Here is a 24197-nt window from a genome sequence, read left to right on the forward strand (position 1 = left end):
GCATGCAAAATCGTGAGCAAATTCTACAGATGCTGACTCAGATCCTGGTGGATGAATTTGAAATCGATGCCGAAGACATCACCCCAGAGGCGTCTCTGTATCAAGAGCTGGATCTCGACAGCATAGATGCGGTGGATCTGGTGATTAAGCTACAACAACTCACGGGCAAGAAGATCCAGCCCGACGAGTTTAAGGCCGTGCGTACCGTCGACGACGTGGTAACGGCTATCGAAGGGCTAGTGAAACAGTAATGCGCCTGTTCCTGCAACTAGTCACCGGCTTGGTCGTGCTGGGGTACCCCCTGGCCGTCTACTTCGGCCTGAACTATTTGCCGCCGGGCGTGATCGCCCTCCTGCTCTGCTCTCTGCTGCTGCTCAGGCTCGCCCTGCAGAGGCAACAGGTCAGGGCCATGATGCTGCCCATAGTCGTGGGCATTTTCCTGACCGCAGGCAGCTACCTAGCGAAACAGACCTCCTGGCTGCTCTACTATCCAGTGGTGATCAACCTGAGCATGTTGGCGCTGTTTGCCTACTCTCTCAAGCATGGTCCTACCATGATAGAGCGTCTCGCCAGGCTAAAGGAGCCGGATCTGCCCGACGAGGCGATCCCCTACCTGCGCAAGGTCACCCAGATCTGGTGTGGTCTGTTTGTCTTCAACGGTATCATGGCACTCTACACCGCCAGCGCCACTAGCCTGGCGACCTGGACCCTCTATAATGGATTTATCGCCTATCTGCTGATCGGTACGCTGCTCGGCGGAGAATGGTTATATCGCACCTTCTGGTTGAAAAAGTCATGACAGCCCTACTCAAACATTGGCTTAAACATGGGCCAGCGAGCCAGCAGCTTATCAGCTTCAATCACCACGATATCCTGACGGGTGAGGCCTTTACCGCCCAGGTGGCGGCCATCTTCGAGGCCCTGAGCCAACACGAGGCGAAGCGCTGGTTGTTAGCCTGCGACAGCAGCGACCTGTTTGCGGTCGGCCTCTGCGCCGGTCTACTGGCGGGGAAACAGCTGATCCTGCCCGCCAACACTCAGGAAGGCACCCTGAGCGAGCTCACCCATGAGTTCGATGCCGTTCTGGCAGACAGGCCACTGTGTGAAACCAAAGACTATATCGCCCTGCACAAGGACCTAAAGCATCCTGGGCCCTGGCCCACCAGCCAGGCATTTGGCGAGTTGGTACTCTTTACCTCGGGCTCCAGCGGACAACCCAAGGCGATCACTAAGACGCTGGATCAGCTCGATGCCGAGGTGACGGTACTGGAACAGACCTTTGCCAATCACCTGCCCCAATGCAGCGTGATCGCCACCGTCTCCCATCAGCATATCTATGGCCTGTTATTTAAGGTGCTCTGGCCCCTAGCCGCCAGCCGCCCCTTCTTGAGCGATCTGGTGGAATACCCAGAGACCCTGACCTATTACGCCAACCTGTTTCCCAACCTCTGCCTGATCAGCAGCCCGGCGCAGCTCTCTCGCCTGCCCGATGCCCTGGAGCATCAGCCGCAGCTGCGCGCGCCCAGCCTGATCTTCAGCTCCGGCGGCCCGCTGAGCCTTGAAGCCGCCCATGCCATCGCCCACTGCTATGGCAAGCCGCCCATAGAGGTTTTCGGCAGCACGGAAACCGGCGGCATCGCCTATCGCCGCCAGCAAGACAATCTGCAGAGCTGGCGCGCCTTTGCCACCCACGAGATCAAGCAAGATCCGGACGATGGTGCCCTCTGGCTCAAATCCCCCTACCTGGAAAGCCAAGACTGGCTCAGGTGTGACGACAAGATACAGCTAATCGCACCCGGCGAGTTTGTACTTCAGGGACGACTGGATCGCATCGTCAAGATAGAGGAGAAACGCCTGTCACTGGTACAGATGGAAGCCCTGCTGGAGAGCCACCCCTTGGTAGATCAGGCCGCACTCGTGGTGCTGGAGCAGCCCAGGGTGCAGCTAGGCGCCGCCATCAGGCTGTCTGCCGAGGGCAATGCCTTGCTGGAGCAGGAAGGTAAACTGGCAGTCAACAACGCTCTCAAGCAGCATCTGCTGAGTCAGTTTGAGCGTGTCACCCTGCCAAGACGCTGGCGTTATCCCGCCGAGCTGCCGCTCAACACCCAGGGCAAGCGTATCCACAAGGAGCTGTTGGAGTTGTTTACACATGATTAAGTCAAACCTGCCCCCCATCTTGGCCAAACGTTGCCTGGAAGATGGCGTCGAATGGCAGCTGCGTATCGATGCCGACCTGCCCTATTTCGAGGGGCATTTCCCCGAGCAGGCGGTGCTCCCCGGTGTGACCCAACTGGATTGGGCGGTGCAGCTGGGCGCCAGTGAATTCGGCTATGCGCCCAAGGTACAGAGCCTTGAGGTGCTCAAGTTTCAACAGCTGATCCTGCCTGGCAGCGAGGTACAGCTGAAGATCAGCCTCAATCGCGCCAAACATAAGCTCACCTTCGCCTACTATCAGGACGAGCAGCGCTTCGGCTCGGGCCGCATCTGCCTGACGCCAAACGACATCGAGGAGAGAGGCTGATGCAGCTGGCATTAGTCATCCCCAACTACAACCATCGCCAGGCGATCAAGGTTACCCTTGCACGCCTGGAGCCCTTGGGACTCACCTGTTATCTGGTCAACGATGGCAGTGACGACGAGACCCGCCACCTGCTGTGCCAACTGGCGGCGCAGCACGACTGGGTACGCCTGCTGCACCATCCCTTCAACCGTGGCAAGGGCGCGGCGGTAATGACGGGCCTCAGGGCCGCCTATGCCGACGGCTTTAGCCATGCGCTGCAGGTGGACGCCGACGGTCAGCACGACCTCGACGATATTCCAAGGATGATAGAGACGGCCCGGGCTAAGCCAGAGGCGCTGATCTCAGGTCTGCCGCAATACGATGAGTCTGTACCCAAGGGTCGCCTCTATGGCCGTTACCTCACCCACTTCTGGGTCTGGGTCGAGACCCTAAGCCTGGATATTCAAGACTCCATGTGCGGCTTTCGCGTCTATCCTCTGGCCGCCACCGAGCAGCTATTTCTTACCGAGGCGCTGGGCGAGCGCATGGACTTCGATATCGAGGTGCTGGTCAAGCTCTACTGGCAGGGTGTCGAGGTGAAACACCTGCCGACCAGGGTGATCTACCCCGAAGATGGCACCAGCCACTTCCAGGGCTTCAGAGACAATGTGCGCATCTCTGCCATGCACAGCAAGCTCTTCTTCGGCATGCTCAGACGCATGCCCCAACTGCTGCGCCATAAGCGCAGCCGCCCCAAGGCAGTGAAACACTGGTCTCGCATGGGCGAGCGCGGCAGCTACTGGGGCATCAAGCTGTTGGCCACCAGCTACAAACTGGGCGGTCACTGGCTATGCCGCGCCATCATGTATCCGGTGATCTGCTACTTCTTCGCCACGGGCCGCACGGCGCGGCGCGCCAGCCAGACGTTCCTGCGTCAGGTGCAGCGACTCGAGCCCAAACATCCCGATCTCCAGGGCGAGATAAACTGGCGTCATAGCCTGAAGCACTTCATCGCCTTCGGCAATGCGGCGCTGGATCGCATCGACGCCTGGTGCGATCGCATCAAACTCAGCCAGGTCGACTTTCCCGATCGCGAGGTGCTCGCCAAGCCCCTGGCCCAGGGGCAAGGAGCCGTGCTGCTGGTCTCCCACCTGGGTAACCTGGAGCTTTGCCGTGCCATCTCGATTCACCAGCGCAAGGTGAAGGTCAACGTCATGGTGCTGACCCAGAATGCAGAAAACTTCAACCGAGTACTCAAACAGCTCAATCCAGACAGCGCCCTGAACCTGATCCAGGTGACCGAACTGGGCCCCAGCACCTCCATGCTGTTGCAGCAGAAGATAGAGCAAGGAGAACTCGTGGTGATCGCCGGCGATCGTACCTCCACCAGCAGTGAAGGCCGGGTGCTCTACGCCCCCTTCATGGGCAAGGAAGCGCCCTTCCCTCAAGGCCCGTTTATTCTCGCCAGCCTGCTGGATTGCCCCGTGTACCTGATGTTCTGCCTCAGAGAAAACGGCCGCTACCGGGTGCACGTCGAGCACTTTGCCGACACACTCAAGGGGCCACGTGCCGGCCGTATGGAACGGCTACAAGCGGCGGTGAATCGTTACGCCGAGCGTCTGGAACACTACGCCCGCCGCTCACCGCTGCAATGGTTTAACTTTTTCGATTTTTGGCGCAAGGACGATGAACTCCTGCGCGAGGCCAAGCCTCAAACGCCTAACAGGACAGAGAAATAGATGACACAGACGACTCAATCCCCCGCCTCCGCCCCCCTGGTCGAATTTGGCCAGCGTAACCTCAATCTCGAGGAGGTCGTTGCCATCGCCAAGGGCGCTAAGGCCCAGCTCAAGGAGAGTGCCGACTATCAGGAATATATCCAGAAAGGCGCCCGCTTTATCGACAGCCTGCTGGCCGAAGAGGGCGTGGTCTATGGTGTCACCACGGGCTATGGCGATTCCTGCACAGTCACGGTTGGCCTGGATCTGGTCCACGAGCTGCCGCTACACCTGTCGCGTTTCCACGGCTGCGGCATGGGAAATATTCTCTCCGTAATGCAGGCCAGGGCCGTGATGGCATGCCGTCTAAGCTCGCTGGCCGTGGGCAAATCTGGCGTCAGTTACGAATTGCTGAAACGCATCGAGACCCTGCTGAATCTGGGCATCACCCCGGTTATCCCCGAAGAGGGCTCTGTGGGCGCCAGCGGCGATCTCACTCCCCTCTCCTATCTGGCCGCCGTGTTAGTGGGCGAGCGCGAGGTGATCTACCAAGGCGAGCGCCGCGATACGGCCGATGTGTACCGCGAACTGGACATTACGCCGCTGACCCTCCGTCCCAAGGAGGGCCTTGCCCTGATGAACGGCACCGCCGTGATGACGGCGCTGGCCTGTCTTGCCTACGACAGGGCCCAATACCTGAACCGTCTGGCCAGCCGTATCACAGCCATGGCCTCGCTGACCCTAAAAGGTAACTCCAACCACTTCGACGATATTCTGTTTGCGGCCAAGCCACATCCGGGGCAGAACCAGATCGCCGCCTGGATTCGCGAAGATCTCAACCACCATGAGCATCCACGCAACTCGGATCGCCTGCAGGACAGATACTCGATCCGCTGCGCGCCGCACATCATAGGCGTGCTGCAAGATGCCCTGCCCTTCATGCGTCAGTTCATCGAGACCGAACTCAACAGCGCCAACGACAACCCTATCGTCGACGGCGAGGGCGAGCACGTGCTCCATGGTGGTCATTTCTATGGCGGTCATATCGGCTTCGTGATGGACTCGATGAAGAACGCCATCGCCAATATTGCCGACCTAATCGACCGCCAGATGGCCCTAGTGATGGACACTAAATTTAACAATGGCCTGCCCGCCAACCTCTCTGGTGCCCAAGGCCGCCGTAAGGCGATCAACCATGGCTTCAAGGCGGTGCAGATAGGCGTATCGGCCTGGACCGCCGAGGCGCTGAAGAACACCATGCCTGCCAGCGTGTTCTCACGCTCCACCGAGTGTCACAACCAGGACAAGGTGAGCATGGGCACTATCGCCGCCCGCGACTGTATGCGTGTGTTACAACTCACCGAACAGGTGGCTGCCGCGGCGCTGCTGGCCATGACCCAAGGCATTCACCTGCGTATCGCCCAGGGCGAACTCTGCCATGCCTCGCTCACAAGCTCTGTGGCCAAGACCCTAGATCAGGTCAGCGCCGAGTTCGAACTACTCACCGAAGACAGACCCCTGGAGACCGTGCTCAGACAGACGGTAGACAAGATCCAGCAGGGGCTGTGGGAAGTGTGTCACTAGGAGGCGCGAGATGAAGGCATTGCTCACCACAGAGATGGAGATGGTCATCCCCTTCCATGACGTCGACTCCATGGGGATCACCTGGCATGGTAACTACCTGAGGTATTTCGAGATCGCCCGCTGTCAGTTGCTGGACGAGATTGACTATGGCTATCGCAAGATGCAGGCCTCAGGCTATGCCTGGCCCATTATCGATCTGCAGATCAAGTATGTGCAGGCCAGCACCTTCGAACAGAGGGTCAAAGTAATTGCCAGCCTAGTGGAGTGGGAGAACCGTCTCAAGATCACCTATCAGGTGCGCGACGCCGAGACCAACCAGCGACTGACTAAGGGGTATACGGTACAGGCAGCGGTCGAGATGGAGAGCAAGGAGCTCTGCCTAGTCACCCCGGACTGTTTCAGAGACAAGATAGCCCACCTGCTGCCAGACGTGGAGTTAAAGGCATGATGACCCATAGGCTCATCCACGCTGCTAAGGCAGCTCTCTGCCGGCTGATGTTTTGCCTGAGTTTAGTTAGCTTACTTAGTCTCGTTAGCTTGGTAACTCATGCAGAACAATCAACCGACTATGAGGCACTTTTTAACGCACCAGCGGATAATGCAGGCCTATCCAAGCTGGTGACCCGCCTGGGCGGCGGTGAGTCGGCAAGGGGCGAGTTTACCCAATCCCGCTACCTAAAGGTGCTGAAGAAGCCGCTGGTGAGCCGGGGCGAGTTCCTGTTTCAGGACAAGCTGGGGATCGCCTGGCTACAGACAGCGCCCTTCCCATCTGGCCTGGTGCTGACGCAAAACACCCTGGTACAGATAGATGCCGACGGCAACCGTCAGGTGAGCCACGCAGATGACAATCCTCAAGCCGGGGCCATGGCACAGATGATGCCTAACCTGATGAGCGCGCTGCTAAGCGGCGATCTCGCCCCACTGCAGGCGCAGTTTACCCTACACCTGTTACAGCAAGCAGATTGCTGGCAGTTAGGCCTGGAGCCGATAGATCCCCTCGTCAAGCAGGCAATGCCACGCATAGTGCTACAGGGAAGCGAGGGGCTCGAGTCTCTCAGCCTGCTGGACAACCGCGGCGATCTCAGCATCATCGAGTTTAACGCCCTAGCACAGCGACCGCTGACCGCAGATGAGTTAGCCTACTTCAGGCTCGACTCAGACCCTCGCCCCGCGACAGAGGCGAGATGATCCTCAGACTCAGCGACCGCCTGGGTCGCCTCTCAGCCAATATCCGCCTGACTTTCTGGCTGGTGCTGCTGGCCGCCATGGCGCTGTTGGCAGCCCAGGCAATGAGCCGCGGCGCAGGGGTACAGAGTGACATCCTGGCCATGCTCCCCAAGATACAGGAAGATCCCCTGACTCAGAGGGCGATAGACAGGGTCGAGCAACAGCTGGCCAATCGCATCTACCTGGGGGTCGTCAGCCCAGATCAGGCCACCGCAATCAAAGGCGCCAAGCAACTGCTGAGTGCACTCCATAGCGCACCCGAGGCCTTTAGCCAGGTGCAGAGCGCCGATATGCAAGGGGCACAGGCCCTCAACCGCTTCTATTTTCCCTATCGCTTTCACCTGCTCACCGCGCAGCAGAAAAGCCTACTCGCCAGTGGACAATTAGCTGAGTTGGAGGCTAATACGCTTGCCCAGCTCTACAATGCCTTCGGCTACGCCAACAGCCAACTGCTGAGCCAAGATCCGCTACTGCTCTACCCCGAGCTACTGAAACAGCTCTCGCCACAACGCCGCCTCAAGGTGGTCGACGGCATTCTGGTGGGCCAGGAATTAGCCCTGAAAGCTACCGATCGAACCTCCTCAAACAAAGACACACAAGGAAGCAGCGTCGCCATCGTCATGGCTCAGGGAGTCGGCAGCGCCTTCAACCCTAAGGCGCAGGAGCTACAGTTAAGCAGACTAGAAGGCGCGATAAGCCAGATGCAGAAAAGTCTTGGGTCTGAGCAGAAAGTGAGCGTGCTAAAAGGTGGCGCCCTGTTTCACGCTTCGGCGGCAACAACACAGGCGAAGAGAGAGGTCTCCAGCCTGGGGCTTGCCTCGCTGATCGGCGTCATCCTGCTGGTATGGCTGGCGTTTCGCTCTATCATGCCTCTGACCATAGCCGCGTTGACCATAGCTACCAGCCTAGTGTTTGCCCTGAGTGCGACCCTGTGGATCTTCACCCAGGTTCACCTGCTCACCCTGGTATTTGGTACCAGCCTGATAGGGATCGCCATAGACTACAGCTTTCACTTCTATTGCGAGCGGCTGCAAAGCCAAAAAGCAGATTCAGGGGCAACTGAACACGACGGACTGAAGGAAACGACTGCAACCACTCCTACCACAGGGATAACCGCGACCGACGCTGTAGCCCGCGTGTTTCCAGCCGCCAGCCTGGCACTGCTCACCACAGTCATCGCCTACCTCGCCATTGGCCTGACACCGTTTCCCGGCATGCAGCAGGTCGCAGTATTTTGCGCCGCCGGTCTATTGGGCGCTTACCTGACACTGATCTTCGCCTATCCAAAGCTGGCAAGCAGCGCCATGAGACCCGGCGACCGCGCGCTCGGCCTGGCGGCGCGTTATCTCAGTGCCATGCAGGCCATTGCGCGGCCCATCAATGGGGTCAAGGGCATAATCCTCACCCTCGGCCTGCTGCTGGCTGCTATATTTGGCCTGAATAGACTCGGGGTGAACGATGATATTCGTGCCCTGCAGCAGAGTCCTCTTAGCGTCACCCAGGGCGAGCAGCGACTGCGCCAGGTGATGAGCGGCGGCACAGATAACCAGTTTATCCTAGTGCGGGCAGAGAGCGCAGAGAAGCTGCTGACACGGCTCGAGGCGTTGTCGCCCACACTCGCCTCATTGCAACATCAGGACGTGCTAGGCAACTCAGTTAATCTGGCCCGCTACCTGCCTAGTCAGGCAAGCCAGCAAGAGGCCTATCGCCTGCAGGGGGAGATCTATCACAAGCTGCCCCAGGTGTTAGCGCGCCTGGGACTGGACGAAGACTTAGCTCCAGTCCTGATGGCAAGCTTCGAGGCCAGCGCCAATGAGGCCATCACCCCAGACAATTTCTTCGCCTCCCGGGCCGGTGAACTGTTCGCTCCTCTATGGCTGGCCCCCGATGTGGCTGATACTCAAGGTCAAATTCAAGAAAAGACGAGCAATGAAACCTCTGACAGTGACGACGCCACATACGGCGCAATTGTCCTGCTGGGCGGCATCACAGATCTTCACGCCTTAACCCAGGCGGTCGCCCCATTAACTGGCGTGACCTTGGTCGATAAGGTACAGGATATCTCGGATGTGATGGCCAAGTATCGCAGCCTGACCCTGAGCCTGCTAGGCCTGGCACTTGTCGTCGCAGGGCTCATCTTCTCGCTGCGATTCGGCCTCAAGATGGCCCTATGGATCACGGCAGTGCCCGCCCTGGCGGCACTACTCACCCTGGCGGGGCTTGGCCTAGCCGGTTCACCGCTGACCCTGTTCCATGCCCTGGCGCTGATATTGGTCTTTGGTATAGGCGTCGACTACAGCCTTTTTTTCGCCGAGAGCCATAGAGGCGAAGGCGTGATGATGGCGGTATTCATGTCTGCCTGTTCGACCCTGATGGCCTTCGGCCTGCTGGCCTTCAGCCAGACACCGGCCATCCACTATTTCGGCCTGACATTACTCCTGGGGATAGGCCTTACTTTCGTGCTCTCCCCCTTTATTCACACATTAACAAGGATTGATAAGTGACCCCATTCGCGCAAACAGCCGCTCAGACGGACCATTATGATGTGATAGTGATAGGTGCCGGCCCCTCGGGGAGCGTTGCCGCCAGCCTGCTGCATCAACAGGGTAAGCGTGTCTTAGTCTTGGAGAAGCAGCACTTCCCGCGTTTCTCCATCGGCGAGAGCCTGCTGCCCTGCTGCATGCAGGTGATTGCCGAGGCCAATATGCTCGATGCCGTCAATCAGGCGGGGTATCAATTCAAAAACGGCGCGGCCTTCAACGCCAATGGCCGCTCGACCTACTTCGACTTTACCGACAAGTTCACCCCAGGGCCGGGCACCACCTTTCAGGTCGAGCGTGGCGACTTCGACAAGCTGCTGGCCGATACTGCCGTCAGCCAAGGGGTCGAGATTCGTTATGGCCAGTGCGTCGATACCGTGGATCTCAGCCATCAACCCAGGCTCACCATCAGCGATGAACAAGGGCAAAGCTATGAGTTGAGCGCCGACTACCTGCTGGATGCCAGCGGTTTCGGCCGGGTGCTGCCTCGGTTACTGGATCTGGAGCGTCCATCCAACCTACCCAACCGCACGGCGATATTTACCCATATCCAGGACAATATCGACAGCGTCGACATGGGCGACTACCACTTCGATCGCAACAAGATATTGATCAGCGTCCACCCGGATAATCGCGACATCTGGTACTGGCTGATCCCCTTCAGCAACGGCCGCTGCTCGCTAGGCGTGGTGGGCGAGCCTCACCTGCTGGGGGAAGATGCCGATCTCGAGGCCACACTAATACGTCTGGTGCGGGAAGAGCCGCGCCTCAAGCAGCTACTCAGCCGCGCCGAGATAATACGCGAGCCCGCCAAGCTGGCTGGCTACTCGGCCAACGTCAGCACCCTGGCCAACGAAAAATTTGCCCTATTAGGCAACGCAGGTGAATTTCTCGATCCCGTGTTCTCCTCTGGCGTCACTATCGCGATGCAATCAGCCTCAATTGCGGCTAAATGTGTCGTGAAACAACTCAATGGTGAGGTGGTCGACTGGCAGGCGGAATATGCCCAGCCGCTGATGCGCGGCGTCGATACCTTCAGAACCTATGTGCAGGCCTGGTACGATGGTCGCTTCCAGGATGTGATCTTCTATCAGAATCCCAACCCTAAGATTAAGCAGATGATCTGCTCTATCCTGGCCGGCTACGCCTGGGATGAGAACAACCCTTTCGTGACTGAATCCGAGCGTCGTCTCAACATGGTGGTCGAGCTATGCCGTTAAGGGTGAGCCTATTCATCTGCGCCGCGCTGCTACTTAGCGCCTGCGCCCACAAGCTGGACAGGCAGACCTGTATGGCACTGGCCCAAGAGGTCGACTACTGTCTGGCACCTCTGCCAGAGTCGGCGCCCGTCAGTCAGAGCCAATTGGTCAAACTCAAGGTGAAACAGGCCAGGCATCAGCTGCTGAGTCAGCTGGATCTGATGCCCGAGTCGCTGACCCTGGTGGGGCTGGCACCATTAGGCCAGCCACTATTTACCCTCAGCTATGATGGCCAGCGGCTGACCAGCGAGCAGAGCGTCCTATTGGGCGATCAATTTAAGGCCGAGTATCTCCTTGGGCTGCTGCAATTGATATACTGGCAGCCAGAGGATGTAAATCGCCATTTACAGGGAGCGACACTGGCCGCCTACGCCTGTGATGCAGCCTATTGCAGAAGATTATATGCTAGCGATGGCGAGACAATCATGGATATCCGCTATAGCCGGACGAGCCCCTGGACAGCCGAGGTGACGCTGGAGTTTCACCAGGCGCAGCTGACGCTGAACATCCAGCCGCTAGAGTAAACCAGAGCCTAATAGCCAAAAGAACGGACACGATGACACAGATAGCAATCACCCACCTAGGATTATGCACCCCATTGGGCGACGATCCCCAGACCGTCTTACGCCACCTGCTCGATGGCGATACCCAGGGCATGGCGTGGCGTGACGACCTGATCCCTGACAGCCAGGTTTTGGTGGGAATGGTCACCACAGAGTTGCCGAGCATAGCGCCCGAATTACAAAGGTTCGACTGTCGCAACAATCAATTACTTCAGCGCGCCGCAGAGCAGCTCGCCCCGGCGGTCGAAAAGGCCAAGACCCAATACGGCGCGGATCGCATAGGTATCGTCCTAGGCACCAGCACCTCGGGTATCGCCAGGGGCGAGAAGGCGCTGGCCTACCGCGCCGAACATGGTGTATTGCCCGCCGACTACCTCTACTCCAAGCAGGAGCTGGGTAACAGCTGTGACTTTCTGCAGCAATATTTCAACCTCACAGGTCCCTGTTACACTGTGTCTACCGCCTGCTCCTCGAGCGCCAAGGTATTCGCCAGTGCCAAGCGCCTGCTGCTGGCCGGTGTCTGCGACATGGTGATCGTCGGTGGCGCCGACAGCCTGTGTAAGCTGACCCTAAACGGTTTCCACTCGCTGGAATCTGTCTCCAAGGCCCATTGCCAGCCCTTTAGCCGTAACCGCGATGGCATCAATATCGGCGAGGGCGCGGCGCTGTTTACCCTAACCCTGGGCGAGGCCGAGCTGATGCTCGCGGGTGTAGGGGAGTCCAGCGACGCCCACCATATCTCATCGCCCCATCCAGAGGGCGATGGAGCCGTGGCGGCCATCGAGATGGCGCTCAAGGATGCAGCCATCGCCCCGTCACAGGTGGGCTACATCAACCTGCACGGCACGGCGACCATGAAAAATGATGCCATGGAGAGTCGCGCCCTGCTCAAGGTGTTCGGCGAGCAGCTGCCGCCGGTCAGCTCCACCAAGCCGCTCACCGGCCATGCCTTAGGCGCAGCCGGCGCCTTGGAGGCGGCCTTCTGCCTGCTGCTGCTCTCGGCTCTTAATCGAGAGCAAGGGCTGCCGCCTCAGGTGGGGGACGGCCAGTGGGATGACGACAATCCGGCACTGCCCTTCGTATCACAGGGTCAGGCTCCTGGCGCCGACAGCTCTAGACTCAAGAATGGCCGGCTAGAGAATAGCGGGCTCGAATATGTCATGAGTAACTCCTTTGCCTTTGGCGGCAGCAATGCCAGCGTCATCTTCTGCCGGGGAGCCAAGCGATAATGTCAACCCAAGAAATACAGCCTGAGTCACTTACTATGTCTGATTCACAAGCTAAGTCTGAGCCACAAGTCATGTCACAGACAAACACGTCCCTCACCGAGATCCCGCTGGAGCAAGTGCTGCCTCACCGCGCACCTATGATCTTGATCGACAAGCTACTCGAGCAGGCCCCAGACACCCTGCTCACCGAGGTGAGCATAAGCACAGACAGCGCCTATTTCGATGCCACCAGCCAGTCTGTGCCCAACTATGTGGGCATAGAGTATATGGCCCAGAGCATCGCCGCCCTCGCAGGCCTTGAGGCCAGCGCCCGGGGCGAGCCCATCCGTGTCGGCTTCCTGCTCGGCACCCGCAAATTAACATTCGCAATCCCCGCCTATAGGCTCGGCGAGCGCTACCAGACTCGAGTCAGCCGCCTCTATCAGGAAGATAACGGTTTGGCGGTATTTGATTGTAAAATATTCCACAACAATCAACTTGTGGCAGAGGCTAATGTCAATGTATTCCAGCCTCAAGACACCCAGGCCTATATCTTGGAGAGCCAGGCGGGTACAGAAGAAGAGAAAACAAGATGAATAAACGTGTATTGATCACAGGTGCCAGCCGTGGCATCGGCAAGGCCATCGCCCTCAAGCTGGCCGGGGCAGGCTATGATATCGCCCTGCATTTCCACAGCAATCAGGCCGCGGCCGATGCAACCCAGGCAGAACTCGAGGCATTAGGCACCAAGGTGAGCCGCCTGCAGTTCGACGTGGCCGACCGCGCCGGCGTCAAAGCTGCCATCGAGGCCGATATCGAACAGCACGGCGCCTACTATGGTGTGGTGCTCAACGCCGGAATCACCCGAGACACCGCCTTTCCCGCCATGAGCGACGAGGAGTGGGACGGGGTGATCCATACCAACCTGGATGGTTTCTACAACGTTATCCATCCCTGCACCATGCCGATGATCCAGTCACGCCAAGGCGGGCGCATCATCACCATGGCATCCGTCTCAGGCATCGCGGGTAACCGTGGTCAGGTTAACTACAGTGCCTCCAAGGCGGGCATCATAGGCGCCACCAAGGCCCTGAGTCTGGAGCTGGCCAAGCGTAAGATCACGGTCAACTGCATCGCACCCGGGCTGATAGAGACAGACATGGTGAGCGAATTCCCCCAGGAGATGGTCAAGGAGCTGGTACCTATGCGCCGCATGGGCAAGGCCTCGGAGATCGCCGGCCTGGCCAACTTCCTCATGTCTGACGACGCGGCCTACATCACACGTCAGGTGATCTCGGTAAATGGTGGCATGATCTGATGAATAACAAGACTCGACGCGTAGTGATCACCGGCGCCGGCGGCGTCACCGCCCTGGGTCACGACTGGCCCAGCATCGCCCAGCGCCTGCAGACCAAGCAAAATTGCGTCCAGCGCATAGACGAGTGGGACAGGTTCGACGGTCTCAACACTCGACTGGCCGCGCCCGTCACAGACTTTGAGCGCCCGAGCCATTATTCGCGCAAGAAGATCCGCTCCATGGGACGTGTCTCTGTCATGGCCGCCTGGGCCAGCGAGAAGGCGCTAATGGATGCAGGCTTACTGGACGATCCCATAGTGACCTCTGGCGCCATGGGTATCGCCTATGGCTCCTCCACCGGCAGTACGGATCCCATCATCGCCTTCGGCGACATGCTCAAAGATGGCGACATGTCCGGGGTCACGGCTACCAGCTATATCCGCATGATGGCCCATACCACGGCAGTCAACGTCGGTGTCTTCTTCGGCCTCAAGGGCCGGGTGCACACCACCAGCAGCGCCTGTACCTCGGGCAGCCAGGGCATAGGCTACGCCTATGAGGCGATCAAGTATGGTCAGCAAGATCTCATGCTGGCGGGCGGCGCCGAGGAGCTGTGCCCCACAGAGGCCGTGGTGTTCGACACCCTGTTTGCCACCAGCACCAAAAATGACACCCCAAGCGAGACCCCAAGCCCCTTCGATCGCGACAGGGACGGCCTGGTGATCGGCGAAGGCGCCTGCACCCTGATACTTGAAGAACTGGAACACGCCAAGGCCCGCGGCGCCAAGATCTACGCCGAGCTAGTGGGCTTCGGCACTAATTCCGATGGCCTGCATGTCACTCAGCCTAACGCCGAGACCATGGAGGTGGCGATCCGCCTGGCCCTGAAAGATGCCGACCTGGATGCCGACAAGATAGGCTATGTCAATGCCCATGGCACAGCCACGGATCGCGGCGATATCGCCGAGACCCAGGCCACCCAGGCGGTGTTTGGCGAGCGCATGCCCATATCTTCCCTCAAGAGCTACACAGGCCATACCTTGGGCGCGTGCGGTGCACTGGAGGCCTGGCTCAGCGTCGAGATGATGAATGCCGGCTGGTTTGCTCCCACCCTCAACCTCAAGAATATCGATCCCGCCTGTGGCCAACTGGACTACATCAAGGATGAGGTTCGTAAGCTCACTACCGACTATGTGATGAGCAACAACTTCGCCTTCGGCGGTATCAATACCTCGCTGATCTTCAAGCGCTGGCAAGACTAATCCAAAGATGGCCGCCAGCTATGCTCGCTACAGGGATATAGAACCTGGGGCGAGCATATCTGGCTGGCATAGGCTTTGCTGAAGCTTAAGCTCCTTAATTACAAGATGGAGCTTAAGATGCAATTTGTGCTCGGAGTCGTCAGCCACGCCAGCGTCGTCAAGATGCTGGAACAACACCTGGAAGATATGTATGCCACCTCGCCGCCAGAGAGTGTGCACGCGTTAGATTTAAACGAATTAAAACAAGACGATATTAGATTCTGGACCCTGTGGGAGGCCGACCGTCTCTGCGGCTGCGGCGCCATCAAACGCCTCTCGCCCGAGCATGGCGAACTCAAATCGATGCGGGTCGCCAACTACTATCGCCAACGAGGCATAGGCGAGCGGATCTTGCACCATCTTCAGGCAGACGCCGCCCAAAATGGGATGACGCGCCTCAGCCTGGAAACCGGCAGCATGGGCTTCTTTCTCCCGGCACGGCGCCTGTACCAAAAATTTGGTTTCGCGGAATGCGCCCCCTTCGGCCGCTACCAGAACGATCCCAACAGCGTCTTCATGACCAAGCGCCTCTAACATAAAACTGGTTTGCCCTTAACTTGCGTTTAGCCCTCAATTAGAATAGTCTTATTGAATAAAATCTTATCAAGTAAACTCTAAGTGAAAGGGCAGACCATGTTTCAATCTCTCTTAGCCAAGCTATCTGGCAGCCATCCCGCCGAGCAATGCTGGCAGCTGATCGAACAGGGCGTACAGGTTATCGATGTACGCCCCCCCCAGGAATATGCCGGCGGCCACCTGCCAAATGCGCTCAACGTTCCGCTGGATCAACTGGCCCAGTGGCTGACCCAGCACAGCGATAAGCAGACCCCATTCGTACTCTACTGCGGCGCGGGGATCCGTGCCCAGAAGGGCTGCGACATCTTAAGGGCCAACGGCTTTAGCTGTGCCATCAACGGCGGCGCCCTCAAAGATCTGCTCTGCTATCAGCCACAAAGTGCTGCCAATGACTAATACCCAAGCAGGGCTCAAAGCCGAGCAGGGGATGCCTCAGACTAAACATTCGGCACCAGAGACGCCCAGGCCCAGATACCAGTTCAGCGCCAATCGTACCCATGGGCGCCACAGGGTGCGTTATATAGAAACCAGTCAGCAGAGCGAAGAGTGCACCCTATGCGAGCTGGCGCAATAATCGTCAGCTCAATAGCCCTTTGCTAGATAGCCCTTAACGAGATAGCCCTTAACGAGATAGCCGCTACCTAAATAAAAAAAGGCGCTCACCGATGTGAGCGCCTCAACCTAGAGATGGGTTAAATGTGGTTGACGATGAAAACCATGGGCAACTAGCACCCGAAAAACTTAAGCTACCAGCTGCTCTATGCTCTGCTTGGCCTGGCTAATCCCCTGCTCATTCGCTTCTGGACCCATGTTAAGGGCCTCGCCGTAGACGGTCTCTACCTCGTCGATACCGATAAAGCCAAGCACTGTCTTGAGGTAAGGCACCACGTGGTCGCTCGCACCATTCTTATGTACGCCACCGCGAGTGGTTACCAAGACCGCACGCTTACCTTCTACCAAGCCTTTAGGGCCCGTCTCTGTATAGGTGAAGGTCACGCCGGCACGGGCCACCAGATCGATCCAGTTTTTCAGCTGGGTCGGAATGCTGAAGTTATACATAGGAGCGGCGATCACTAGGGTATCGTGCGCCTTCAACTCGGCCACCAACTCGTCTGACAGGGCCAACACCTCCTGTTGACGCGGGCTCAGCTCGTCACCACCACGTAGCCCCATGGCGATCTCGCCATCGAGTACAGGCAGTGGCTGGGCCGCCAAATCCCTGAACGTCACCTCGGCGCCCTGACCCTGCCAATGCTGTTGCAGGTGGTCGATCAGCTTAGCCGATTGTGAGTAGTCCCCTAAGATGCTTGATTTCAATACCAGTACTTTTGCCATAATCTGCTCCAATTCAAATCTCTGTTACAACCAATTGAGGCCAGTTTATCCGGCATTAAAACGAAAGATAAGCGCATAAAATACGTAAATACGTTCTAAATAAACGAAAGGTAGATAATTAGAAAGCGCTAACCCTTTGCTGATATAACGATCGATCCAGACCACAGAAAATATAATCAATTGATTAATAAAAGGTTGGCATCAGAATCAAAGAACAAGTCTCTCGTAAAACGCTGTCGTTATGATCCTTTGAGCTTCTCTGCTCGTAACGCAAAGGAACTCAACCCTCATTAAGGATAAGCAGATGAATAAGATCTATTCGGCGCTCATGCTAGGCGCCATACTGGGCCTCACCGCCTGTAACAGTGATGATTCGGATGATGTAATCAACATGGCGCCCGCGCCTGTCGCTGAAACCAAGGTGCGTGTCATCCATGCTGGCATAGATGCCCCCGAGGTGAATGTGACAGCTAACGATACCCAACTGGTTGCCGATGTTGACTATGGTATGTCGAGTGGTTTCCTCACTGTCCCTGTCGGCCTATATGACATAGGTGTCGATGCACAGATAGCCGACGGTTCTTTACTCGAGGTGCTCAGCGCAGACCTAGATCTTTCCGCCGACATGGAATATACGGCCGTCGCGTTGGGTAAGGTTAGCGACGACACATTGCAACTCAAACTCGTGGCCAATGTCAGTGACGATATCGCCGCAGGCTATGCCCGCGTTCAGGTTTTGCACGGCGCATCTGACGTAGGCCTGGTCGATGTGTATGTCACCGCGCCCGGCGCAGATATCAGCAATACTGCCCCAACGCTCTCGGCTAACTACCTAGATGCCAGCACCCAGCTGGAAGTCCCCGCCAGTGACTACCAGATCCGTATCACCGGATCGGGAGATAAAACACCCGTCTTCGACTCGGGTACTGTTCCCCTGATGGCCGATACCGACTACTTGATTACCGCCATTTCCAATGCCTGGAGCGGCGACGCTCCCGTTGCCTTGTTGGTGGCTCTGGCTGACCAGCAGGCTCTGCTGCTCGATAAGATGAGCGGTAGCGATGTGCGTGTGATTCATGCGGTAGCAGACGCACCTGCGGTGGATATATTTGTCGATGGAGCCGCAACGCCGGCTGTCGACATGCTGAGCTTCGCGGCGGTAACCGACTACCTGAATGTCGCCGATGGCGCCCACACGGTAACCGTCGCAGCCGATGCGGACAATAGCGTGGTAGTTATCGATGAAGCCGCTCTTACCCTGGAGAAAGGGCAAATTTACAGCGTATTGGCAACAGGCTCCCTGGCCGACATGGATATCAAGCCTTGGGTGGTCATGGAAGCGGGTCGGCGCGTCGCGACCGAGGCCAAATTAAATATTGCCCACGCTAGCTATTCCGCCGGTAATGTGGATATCTATCTCACCCAGGATGCCGATATCTCGTCCGCTACACCCGCATTGAGCGATATTCCCTTCATGGCGGCATCGGGAAGCTTGTCGGTGGCCCCAGGAAACTATGTGGTCAGCGTCACCCCAACGGGAAGCAAGACAGTCGCCATAGGTCCACTCGATATTAATCTCGCCGCAGGTGGCATCTATGGCGTGGCCGCTGTCGATGCAGTGGGCGGCGGCACTCCACTTGGCGTGATCCTCATGGATGATTTTGTCACCGAAATGTAGGAAAAACACCGGCTTTCACGAGCAATACCAAATCTAGCGCCCATTTTAGGGCGCTTTTTACGGCTTATCCGCACCAGTTAGATCGCCCCAACCTCTTATGTCGCATACAGGCAGACAAATTAGGGATTAGTGTTCATTTTCTGGTATTCTATGCCGTTATTAAACATGACTCCTATGCATAAAGAATAATGTCCAAACAAGACTCTCTTTGGTTTAAATCCTTACGTTGGATCCAGAAGAAACTCGTGCACACCATAGTGGTGCCTCAGGATCCCTTTGCCGATCTCAACCTGGATTCAGACAGACCCCTGGTCTATGTAATGAAGACAGAATCGATCAGCGACATCGCCGCCCTGAGCGAGGTGACCGAACGACTCGGCCTACCCAGCCCCTATCAGAGCCTGGACGTCGAGGGTGAACAGGCGCCGCGAGTCGTCTGTGTCGAAGGAGCCAAGCCGCTATTTGGCGAGCGCGAAGGCAACGAGTTTTACCTCGACAGCTTCTCGCGCCTGCTGAGTGCCCACAAGAAACATCCCGAGCTGGATATCCAGCTGGTGCCAGTCAGCCTCTACTGGGGCCGCACCCCAGGCAAGGAAGATGACACCATGAAGGCCGCCGTCCTCGAGCGTGAAAATCCCACCTGGCTGCGTAAGTGTCTGATGATCCTCTTTCTCGGTCGCCACAACTTTGTGCAATTTTCCAATGCCATGTCACTGCGTTACATGGCCGACGAGCATGGCACCGACAAACGTATCGCCCATAAGCTAGCCCGTGTGGCAAGGGTCCACTTCAGTCGCCAGCGCAAGGTGATGACTGGGCCGGTATTGCCTAACCGTCAGAACCTGTTCCACGCCCTGCTGAAATCCGAATCGATGAAGAAGGCGATTCTAGAAGAGGCTCAGAGCAAGAAGATCTCCGAGGCTAAGGCCCGTGAGACCGCCATGGAATATCTCGATGAGATCGCCGCCGACTACTCTGACAGCCTGGTGCGTATCGCCGAGCGTTTCCTCACCTGGCTATGGAACAAGCTCTACAAGGGGATCAATATCAAGGGCGCCGAGCAGATCCGTCAGCTGCACCACGACGGCCACGAGATCGTCTATGTGCCCTGTCATCGTAGCCACATGGACTACCTGCTGCTCTCTTATATCCTCTACTATCAGGGCATGGTACCGCCGCATATTGCCGCCGGTATCAATCTCAATTTCTGGCCCGCCGGCCCCATGTTCCGCCGCGGTGGCGCCTTCTTTATTCGTCGCAGCTTCCGTGGCAACAAGCTCTACACCGCGGTATTCCGTGAGTACTTGGATCAGCTCTTTGCCAAGGGCTATTCGGTGGAGTATTTCACCGAGGGCGGCCGCTCACGTACGGGTCGCCTGCTGGCACCTAAGACGGGCATGATCGCCATGACACTCAACAGCGTGCTCCGTGGCGTCGAGCGTCCCGTCACTCTGGTGCCCGTCTATCTGGGCTACGACCATGTGATGGAGGTAGCCACCTATCACAAGGAGCTGAGCGGTAAGAAGAAGCAGAAAGAATCTGTGTGGCAGGTGTTTGGTGCCATACGTAAGCTGGGTAACTTCGGTCAGGGTTATGTTAACTTCGGTGAGCCGATCACCCTGCATAACTACCTCAACGAGCAGGTACCCGAGTGGCGCGAAGAGCTGGCCCAGGATCCCGAGCAGAAGCCAAGTTGGCTGACCCCAGTGGTCAACACCCTGGCCAATCGCGTCATGACCCGCATCAACGATGCCGCCGCCGTCAGCTCGATCACCCTGACCAGCCTGGTGCTGCTTGCCTCTGAGCAGAACGCCCTGCAGCGCAGTCAGCTGGAGAAGCAGCTGGATCTCTACCTGTCGCTGCTTAAGAGCGTGCCCTACACAGACTACACCTCTGTGGTCGAAGGCGATGGCGCCAAGCTGATCGCCCAGGGCCTTGAGCTGAAGAAGCTCAAGCTGGACAGCGACCCGCTTGGTGACATCATCTCCATCGATGAGAACCTGGCGATCGCCATGACCTACTATCGCAACAACATCATTCATCTGTTGGTGATCCCATCCTTGATCGCCAGCTGCCTGACGCAGCAGGACAAGTGTACCAGAGAAGAGATCATCGCCACGGTGAATGATTTCTACCCACTGCTACAGGCCGAACTGTTCATGGGCATAGATAATCTCGAGACCTATGTGAATCAGCTGCTGGATCAGCTGCTGGCCGAAGGCTTAATCGACGAAGATGAGCATTTCAGCGTCAAGCCTGACGGTCTCAACCAGCTATTGCTGCTGGCCGGTACCATCAGCGAGACCATGCAGCGCTATGCCATCATCTTCAACCTGCTAGCGGCCTCACCTAAGATTGAGCGCTCTGAGCTAGAGAGTGACAGCCACAAGCTGGCTCAGCGCCTAGGCGCGCTCCATGGCATCACTGCCCCTGAGTTCTATGACAAGAAGCTCTACGGCACCCTGAGCGTCAAGCTCAAGGAGCTGGGTTACCTGGCCGATGACAGCCACAGGGAAGATGTTCAGCGTATCCGCACACGGGCCAACAGCCTGCTGCGCACCTCGGTTAGACAGACCATAGTCGACAGCGTTGCCGCGGAGCATCAAGCCTAATGGCCAATCATATGAACGCGGCCAAACATAAGGCCTCGGGTAAGTCGCTGCTGGGCGGCGCCATGATCATCGCGGGCACGGCGGTCGGCGCGGGAATGTTCTCCCTACCTGTGGTCGGTGCCGGCATGTGGTTTAGCTACTCTGTGCTCATGATGCTGGGCGTCTGGTTCTGCATGCTGGTCTCGGGCCTGCTGTTACTGGAAACCAACCTGCACTACGAGCCGGGTGCCAGCTTCGATACCCTTACCCGGGATACCCTGGGTAACTTCTGGCGTATCGTCAACGGCCTCTCTATCGCCTTCGTGCTCTATATTCTGGCCTATGCCTATATCAGTGGTGGCGGCTCTATCGTCAACCACAGCCTGAGTAGCTTAGGGGTCGAGCTGCCCCAGAGTCTGGCTGGCCTAGTATTTGCCGTTGGCCTGGCGATTATCGTCTTTATCAGCACCAAGGCGGTGGATCGCATTACCACCATAATGCTCGGCGGGATGATCATCACCTTCTTCCTCGCCATAGGCAATCTGCTTATCGAAGTTGAACCCGCCAAGCTGTTTGTGCCCGACGGCGAGACCAGTTATCTGCCCTATATGCTGGCCGCCATCCCCTTCGGTCTGGTGAGTTTCGGCTATCACGGCAACGTCCCTAGCCTGGTGAAATACTATGGCAAGGATCCAGCTACTATCGTCAAGGCGATTACCTTAGGTACCCTCATCGCCTTCGTTATCTATCTGTGCTGGCTGGTTGCCACCATGGGAAACATCACTCGCAGCGGCTTTGTCGAGGTAATTGCCCAGGGCGGTAACATGGGTGTGTTGGTTGCGGCGCTCTCGGATGTGATGGCCAGCGACTGGCTGACGACTATGCTGACCCTGTTTGCCAACCTGGCGGTAGCCTCCTCCTTCTTGGGGGTGACACTTGGACTGTTCGACTATCTCGCCGACCTGTTTGGTTTCGATGAGTCGCGCACCGGACGCCTCAAGACGGCGGCAGTGACCTTTTTGCCACCGACCGTGTTAGGTCTGCTGTTTCCTAACGGCTTCCTGATCGCCATCGGCTTTGCCGCGCTTGCCGCCACGATTTGGGCCGCCATAGTGCCAGCGCTGATGGCCTATCGCGCTAGGCAGATGTTCCCGGACAGTCAAAGCTTTAGGGTACCGGGCGGCACCCTGGTTATCGCCATAGTGATCTTCTACGGTCTGTTGACCGCGGCCTGTCACCTGCTGGCCATGGCAGATCTACTGCCCATGTACGGCTAGCCTCAAAGGCTATCTCCTAAGCAGAAAAAGGCGCTCGATGAGCGCCTTTAGTCTTTAAAATGTCACAAATTATCTATCCAGAAGCGGCTTCATGGTATCGGCCACCAGATGGATCACCGCCACCCAGGCCTCGCGCACCTCGCGGGTGTAGGCCTCCCCCAGTCCTGTCTTCAGGGTATAGAGCAGGGCATTGCCTACGGGGGTGAAATGGGATTGCCTGACACCATAGGCTTGGTGACGACGCGCCAGATCATGCAGCTTAGGCACCAAGGCGTCGAGATCTGTCAGTCCCTCCACCGCCGCCTTCAGCATAGCCATCAGCTTACGCCCCTGAGCACGTATGTCCTGCTTAAACAGCGGCCGTAGATTGGGATCGATCTGAAACAGGGCGTCGTAAAAAATCGCCGCGGCCTGCTCACCGATGGGCTCGACCTGTTTAAATGAGGTTTGTACTAAATCTATCTGGGTGGACGTCAGGCTCATCGAAACTCCCTCTTCTGAATAACTCTCTCTTCGCAATAACTCTCCACACAGCATAGACATAAATCGTAAAACAGGCTTAACTAAATTGATATCACGACAGATTTTTCATTAGAGAAGGTGCGAACAAGTCGTCGCACAGCAAGCACGGGACTTATTCGCACCTTCCTCAGCAAAGGACTCAAAGATGAAGATTGCTAGCTATCAACATGGCGACCCCTGTTGGATCGAACTGGCCAGTCACGAGGCCGCCTCGGGTAAACATTTCTACAGCGCGCTGTTTGACTGGCAGCTCAAGGATATGCCGATCCCCGACGGTGTCTACACCATGTTTGCCATTGAGGATGACGATATCGGCGCCATGTATCAGCTGCCGCAAAATATGATCGACGATAAGGTGCCGACCCACTGGAGCATCTACTTCGCCGTCGACGATCTCGAGGCGAGCCTGGAGGCCGTATTGGCTAACGGTGGCCAGGTGATTCTCGGCCCTCACAGCGTAGGCGATGCGGGCAAGATGGCCCAATGCCTGGATCCCGAAGGAGCCAGCTTCGCCCTCTGGCAGGCCGGTGCCCACATCGGCTCCATGCGCATGGGCGAGCCAAACACCCTCTGCTGGGCCGAGCTCTGTTGTCGCGATACCACCAAGGCCCAAGCCTTCTACACTAAGGTCATGGGCTGGGAGGTGCGTGAATCTCAGATGGAAGACTTCACCTACTATGAATGGTTACAGGGCGAGCGCGCCGTCGGCGGCATGATGGCCATGACCGAGGAGTGGGGCGATATGCCGCCACACTGGATGCCCTACATCATGGTGGACAACTGTGATGCCACGGTCGCCAAGGCCACTGAGATAGGTGGCCAGGTATGCGTGCCGCCGACAGATATTCCCGATGTGGGACGCTTCTCTGTGATCAACGACCCCCAGGGTGGCACCTTGTCAGTCATAAGGCTCAATGTAACCTAAACCTCTAGTAGTAAAGCGCTAATCTTGAGTCGGGATGAGGATCAGGCATTGTTTTAACTCTTTGTTTTGGTTAGGTTCGAAACATTGCGAATCTAT

Annotated in this window: 24 protein-coding genes; 22 read left to right on the forward strand and 2 right to left on the reverse strand. The window is 57.4% G+C overall.

From position 1 onward, the window contains the following. Nucleotides 1–2: 2 nt before the first annotated feature. From GNT65_RS14995 to GNT65_RS15080, 18 genes are all read left to right on the forward strand, one after another. On the forward strand, nt 3–251 hold the full coding sequence (locus tag GNT65_RS14995) for an acyl carrier protein (RefSeq protein WP_160797618.1): 249 nt from the start codon (nt 3–5) through the stop codon (nt 249–251). After that, entirely contained in the window at nt 251–799 is a 549-nt protein-coding gene (locus tag GNT65_RS15000) for a COG4648 family protein (RefSeq protein WP_160797620.1), read from the forward strand. The genes GNT65_RS14995 and GNT65_RS15000 overlap by 1 nt, the downstream gene beginning before the upstream one ends. Beyond that, nucleotides 796–2157 (forward strand): AMP-binding protein, encoded by a 1362-nt coding sequence (locus tag GNT65_RS15005; protein ID WP_160797622.1) that lies wholly within the window; start codon nt 796–798, stop codon nt 2155–2157. Before GNT65_RS15000 ends, GNT65_RS15005 begins: the two co-directional genes overlap by 4 nt. After that, nucleotides 2150–2521, forward strand: coding sequence for an ApeI family dehydratase (locus GNT65_RS15010; protein ID WP_160797624.1), 372 nt, complete (start codon nt 2150–2152; stop codon nt 2519–2521). The genes GNT65_RS15005 and GNT65_RS15010 overlap by 8 nt, the downstream gene beginning before the upstream one ends. Then, the gene (locus GNT65_RS15015) at nt 2521–4239 is read left to right on the forward strand and encodes a glycosyltransferase family 2 protein (protein WP_160797626.1); all 1719 of its coding nucleotides are present in this window, start codon (nt 2521–2523) and stop codon (nt 4237–4239) included. Before GNT65_RS15010 ends, GNT65_RS15015 begins: the two co-directional genes overlap by 1 nt. Beyond that, nucleotides 4240–5802 (forward strand): HAL/PAL/TAL family ammonia-lyase, encoded by a 1563-nt coding sequence (locus GNT65_RS15020; RefSeq protein ID WP_160797628.1) that lies wholly within the window; start codon nt 4240–4242, stop codon nt 5800–5802. A 10-nt stretch (nt 5803–5812) separates the two neighbouring features. Then, nucleotides 5813–6250: an acyl-CoA thioesterase gene (locus GNT65_RS15025; RefSeq protein WP_160797630.1), complete on the forward strand. Its 438-nt coding sequence runs from the start codon at nt 5813–5815 to the stop codon at nt 6248–6250. A gap of 89 nt (nt 6251–6339) precedes the next feature. Beyond that, on the forward strand, nt 6340–6990 hold the full coding sequence (locus GNT65_RS15030; RefSeq protein WP_160797632.1) for an outer membrane lipoprotein carrier protein LolA: 651 nt from the start codon (nt 6340–6342) through the stop codon (nt 6988–6990). Further along, nucleotides 6987–9533 carry an MMPL family transporter gene (locus GNT65_RS15035; protein ID WP_160797634.1) on the forward strand — a complete coding sequence of 849 codons (2547 nt, stop codon included), beginning with the start codon at nt 6987–6989 and terminating at the stop codon, nt 9531–9533. The genes GNT65_RS15030 and GNT65_RS15035 overlap by 4 nt, the downstream gene beginning before the upstream one ends. Continuing rightward, complete coding sequence (locus tag GNT65_RS15040; RefSeq protein ID WP_160797636.1) at nt 9530–10789, forward strand: NAD(P)/FAD-dependent oxidoreductase; 1260 nt, start codon at nt 9530–9532, stop codon at nt 10787–10789. Before GNT65_RS15035 ends, GNT65_RS15040 begins: the two co-directional genes overlap by 4 nt. Further along, nucleotides 10780–11352, forward strand: a complete 573-nt coding sequence (locus GNT65_RS15045; protein ID WP_160797638.1) for a DUF3261 domain-containing protein — start codon at nt 10780–10782, stop codon at nt 11350–11352. Before GNT65_RS15040 ends, GNT65_RS15045 begins: the two co-directional genes overlap by 10 nt. A 32-nt stretch (nt 11353–11384) precedes the next feature. Beyond that, nucleotides 11385–12620, forward strand: a complete 1236-nt coding sequence (locus GNT65_RS15050) for a beta-ketoacyl-[acyl-carrier-protein] synthase family protein (protein ID WP_160797640.1) — start codon at nt 11385–11387, stop codon at nt 12618–12620. Nucleotides 12621–12691: 71 nt separating this feature from the next. Further along, nucleotides 12692–13195: a hotdog family protein gene (locus tag GNT65_RS15055; RefSeq protein WP_181006318.1), complete on the forward strand. Its 504-nt coding sequence runs from the start codon at nt 12692–12694 to the stop codon at nt 13193–13195. Beyond that, a complete protein-coding gene (locus tag GNT65_RS15060) occupies nt 13192–13917 on the forward strand; it encodes a 3-ketoacyl-ACP reductase FabG2 (RefSeq protein WP_160797644.1) in 726 nt (241 codons plus the stop codon). Before GNT65_RS15055 ends, GNT65_RS15060 begins: the two co-directional genes overlap by 4 nt. Then, nucleotides 13917–15158, forward strand: coding sequence for a beta-ketoacyl-ACP synthase (locus tag GNT65_RS15065; protein ID WP_160797646.1), 1242 nt, complete (start codon nt 13917–13919; stop codon nt 15156–15158). Before GNT65_RS15060 ends, GNT65_RS15065 begins: the two co-directional genes overlap by 1 nt. A 117-nt stretch (nt 15159–15275) precedes the next feature. Beyond that, the gene (locus tag GNT65_RS15070; protein ID WP_160797648.1) at nt 15276–15731 is read left to right on the forward strand and encodes a GNAT family N-acetyltransferase; all 456 of its coding nucleotides are present in this window, start codon (nt 15276–15278) and stop codon (nt 15729–15731) included. 99 nt (nt 15732–15830) lie between these two features. Then, nucleotides 15831–16169 carry a rhodanese-like domain-containing protein gene (locus GNT65_RS15075; RefSeq protein WP_160797650.1) on the forward strand — a complete coding sequence of 113 codons (339 nt, stop codon included), beginning with the start codon at nt 15831–15833 and terminating at the stop codon, nt 16167–16169. Further along, nucleotides 16162–16347, forward strand: coding sequence for a hypothetical protein (locus GNT65_RS15080; RefSeq protein WP_160797652.1), 186 nt, complete (start codon nt 16162–16164; stop codon nt 16345–16347). Before GNT65_RS15075 ends, GNT65_RS15080 begins: the two co-directional genes overlap by 8 nt. Before the next feature lie 167 nt (nt 16348–16514). On the opposite strand, the gene GNT65_RS15085 is transcribed toward GNT65_RS15080, so the two are convergent. Further along, a complete protein-coding gene (locus GNT65_RS15085; RefSeq protein ID WP_160797654.1) occupies nt 16515–17108 on the reverse strand; it encodes an FMN-dependent NADH-azoreductase in 594 nt (197 codons plus the stop codon). Nucleotides 17109–17412: 304 nt separating this feature from the next. Between GNT65_RS15085 and GNT65_RS15090 the strand changes: the two genes are divergently transcribed. The 3 genes from GNT65_RS15090 (at nt 17413) to mtr (ending at nt 22654) form a co-directional block, all read left to right on the forward strand. Beyond that, the gene (locus tag GNT65_RS15090) at nt 17413–18786 is read left to right on the forward strand and encodes a DUF4397 domain-containing protein (RefSeq protein ID WP_160797656.1); all 1374 of its coding nucleotides are present in this window, start codon (nt 17413–17415) and stop codon (nt 18784–18786) included. Between the two features lie 188 nt (nt 18787–18974). Beyond that, on the forward strand, nt 18975–21398 hold the full coding sequence (gene plsB, locus GNT65_RS15095) for a glycerol-3-phosphate 1-O-acyltransferase PlsB (RefSeq protein WP_160797665.1): 2424 nt from the start codon (nt 18975–18977) through the stop codon (nt 21396–21398). After that, a complete protein-coding gene (gene mtr, locus GNT65_RS15100; protein ID WP_160797667.1) occupies nt 21398–22654 on the forward strand; it encodes a tryptophan permease in 1257 nt (418 codons plus the stop codon). The genes plsB and mtr overlap by 1 nt, the downstream gene beginning before the upstream one ends. A 69-nt stretch (nt 22655–22723) precedes the next feature. Here mtr and GNT65_RS15105 read toward each other — a convergent pair whose 3' ends face one another. After that, entirely contained in the window at nt 22724–23137 is a 414-nt protein-coding gene (locus tag GNT65_RS15105) for a globin family protein (RefSeq protein WP_160797669.1), read from the reverse strand. A 184-nt stretch (nt 23138–23321) separates the two neighbouring features. Between GNT65_RS15105 and GNT65_RS15110 the strand changes: the two genes are divergently transcribed. Continuing rightward, nucleotides 23322–24101, forward strand: coding sequence for a VOC family protein (locus GNT65_RS15110; RefSeq protein ID WP_160797671.1), 780 nt, complete (start codon nt 23322–23324; stop codon nt 24099–24101). Nucleotides 24102–24197: the final 96 nt, after the last annotated feature.

Source organism: Shewanella insulae (genome assembly GCF_009831655.1).
In the GTDB taxonomy this organism is placed as follows: domain Bacteria; phylum Pseudomonadota; class Gammaproteobacteria; order Enterobacterales; family Shewanellaceae; genus Shewanella; species Shewanella insulae.

Coding starts and splice junctions, on each gene's coding strand:
- GNT65_RS15055 (WP_181006318.1), top strand. CDS start 12,692: ATGTCACAGACAAACACGTCCCTCACCGAGATCCCGCTGGAGCAAGTG.
- GNT65_RS15105 (WP_160797669.1), bottom strand. CDS start 23,137: ATGAGCCTGACGTCCACCCAGATAGATTTAGTACAAACCTCATTTAAA.
- GNT65_RS15070 (WP_160797648.1), top strand. CDS start 15,276: ATGCAATTTGTGCTCGGAGTCGTCAGCCACGCCAGCGTCGTCAAGATG.
- GNT65_RS15065 (WP_160797646.1), top strand. CDS start 13,917: ATGAATAACAAGACTCGACGCGTAGTGATCACCGGCGCCGGCGGCGTC.
- GNT65_RS15110 (WP_160797671.1), top strand. CDS start 23,322: ATGAAGATTGCTAGCTATCAACATGGCGACCCCTGTTGGATCGAACTG.
- mtr (WP_160797667.1), top strand. CDS start 21,398: ATGGCCAATCATATGAACGCGGCCAAACATAAGGCCTCGGGTAAGTCG.
- GNT65_RS15010 (WP_160797624.1), top strand. CDS start 2,150: ATGATTAAGTCAAACCTGCCCCCCATCTTGGCCAAACGTTGCCTGGAA.
- GNT65_RS15085 (WP_160797654.1), bottom strand. CDS start 17,108: ATGGCAAAAGTACTGGTATTGAAATCAAGCATCTTAGGGGACTACTCA.
- GNT65_RS15020 (WP_160797628.1), top strand. CDS start 4,240: ATGACACAGACGACTCAATCCCCCGCCTCCGCCCCCCTGGTCGAATTT.
- GNT65_RS15080 (WP_160797652.1), top strand. CDS start 16,162: ATGACTAATACCCAAGCAGGGCTCAAAGCCGAGCAGGGGATGCCTCAG.
- GNT65_RS15035 (WP_160797634.1), top strand. CDS start 6,987: ATGATCCTCAGACTCAGCGACCGCCTGGGTCGCCTCTCAGCCAATATC.
- GNT65_RS15075 (WP_160797650.1), top strand. CDS start 15,831: ATGTTTCAATCTCTCTTAGCCAAGCTATCTGGCAGCCATCCCGCCGAG.
- GNT65_RS15000 (WP_160797620.1), top strand. CDS start 251: ATGCGCCTGTTCCTGCAACTAGTCACCGGCTTGGTCGTGCTGGGGTAC.
- GNT65_RS15005 (WP_160797622.1), top strand. CDS start 796: ATGACAGCCCTACTCAAACATTGGCTTAAACATGGGCCAGCGAGCCAG.
- GNT65_RS14995 (WP_160797618.1), top strand. CDS start 3: ATGCAAAATCGTGAGCAAATTCTACAGATGCTGACTCAGATCCTGGTG.
- GNT65_RS15045 (WP_160797638.1), top strand. CDS start 10,780: ATGCCGTTAAGGGTGAGCCTATTCATCTGCGCCGCGCTGCTACTTAGC.
- GNT65_RS15050 (WP_160797640.1), top strand. CDS start 11,385: ATGACACAGATAGCAATCACCCACCTAGGATTATGCACCCCATTGGGC.
- GNT65_RS15090 (WP_160797656.1), top strand. CDS start 17,413: ATGAATAAGATCTATTCGGCGCTCATGCTAGGCGCCATACTGGGCCTC.
- GNT65_RS15025 (WP_160797630.1), top strand. CDS start 5,813: ATGAAGGCATTGCTCACCACAGAGATGGAGATGGTCATCCCCTTCCAT.
- GNT65_RS15015 (WP_160797626.1), top strand. CDS start 2,521: ATGCAGCTGGCATTAGTCATCCCCAACTACAACCATCGCCAGGCGATC.
- GNT65_RS15060 (WP_160797644.1), top strand. CDS start 13,192: ATGAATAAACGTGTATTGATCACAGGTGCCAGCCGTGGCATCGGCAAG.
- plsB (WP_160797665.1), top strand. CDS start 18,975: ATGTCCAAACAAGACTCTCTTTGGTTTAAATCCTTACGTTGGATCCAG.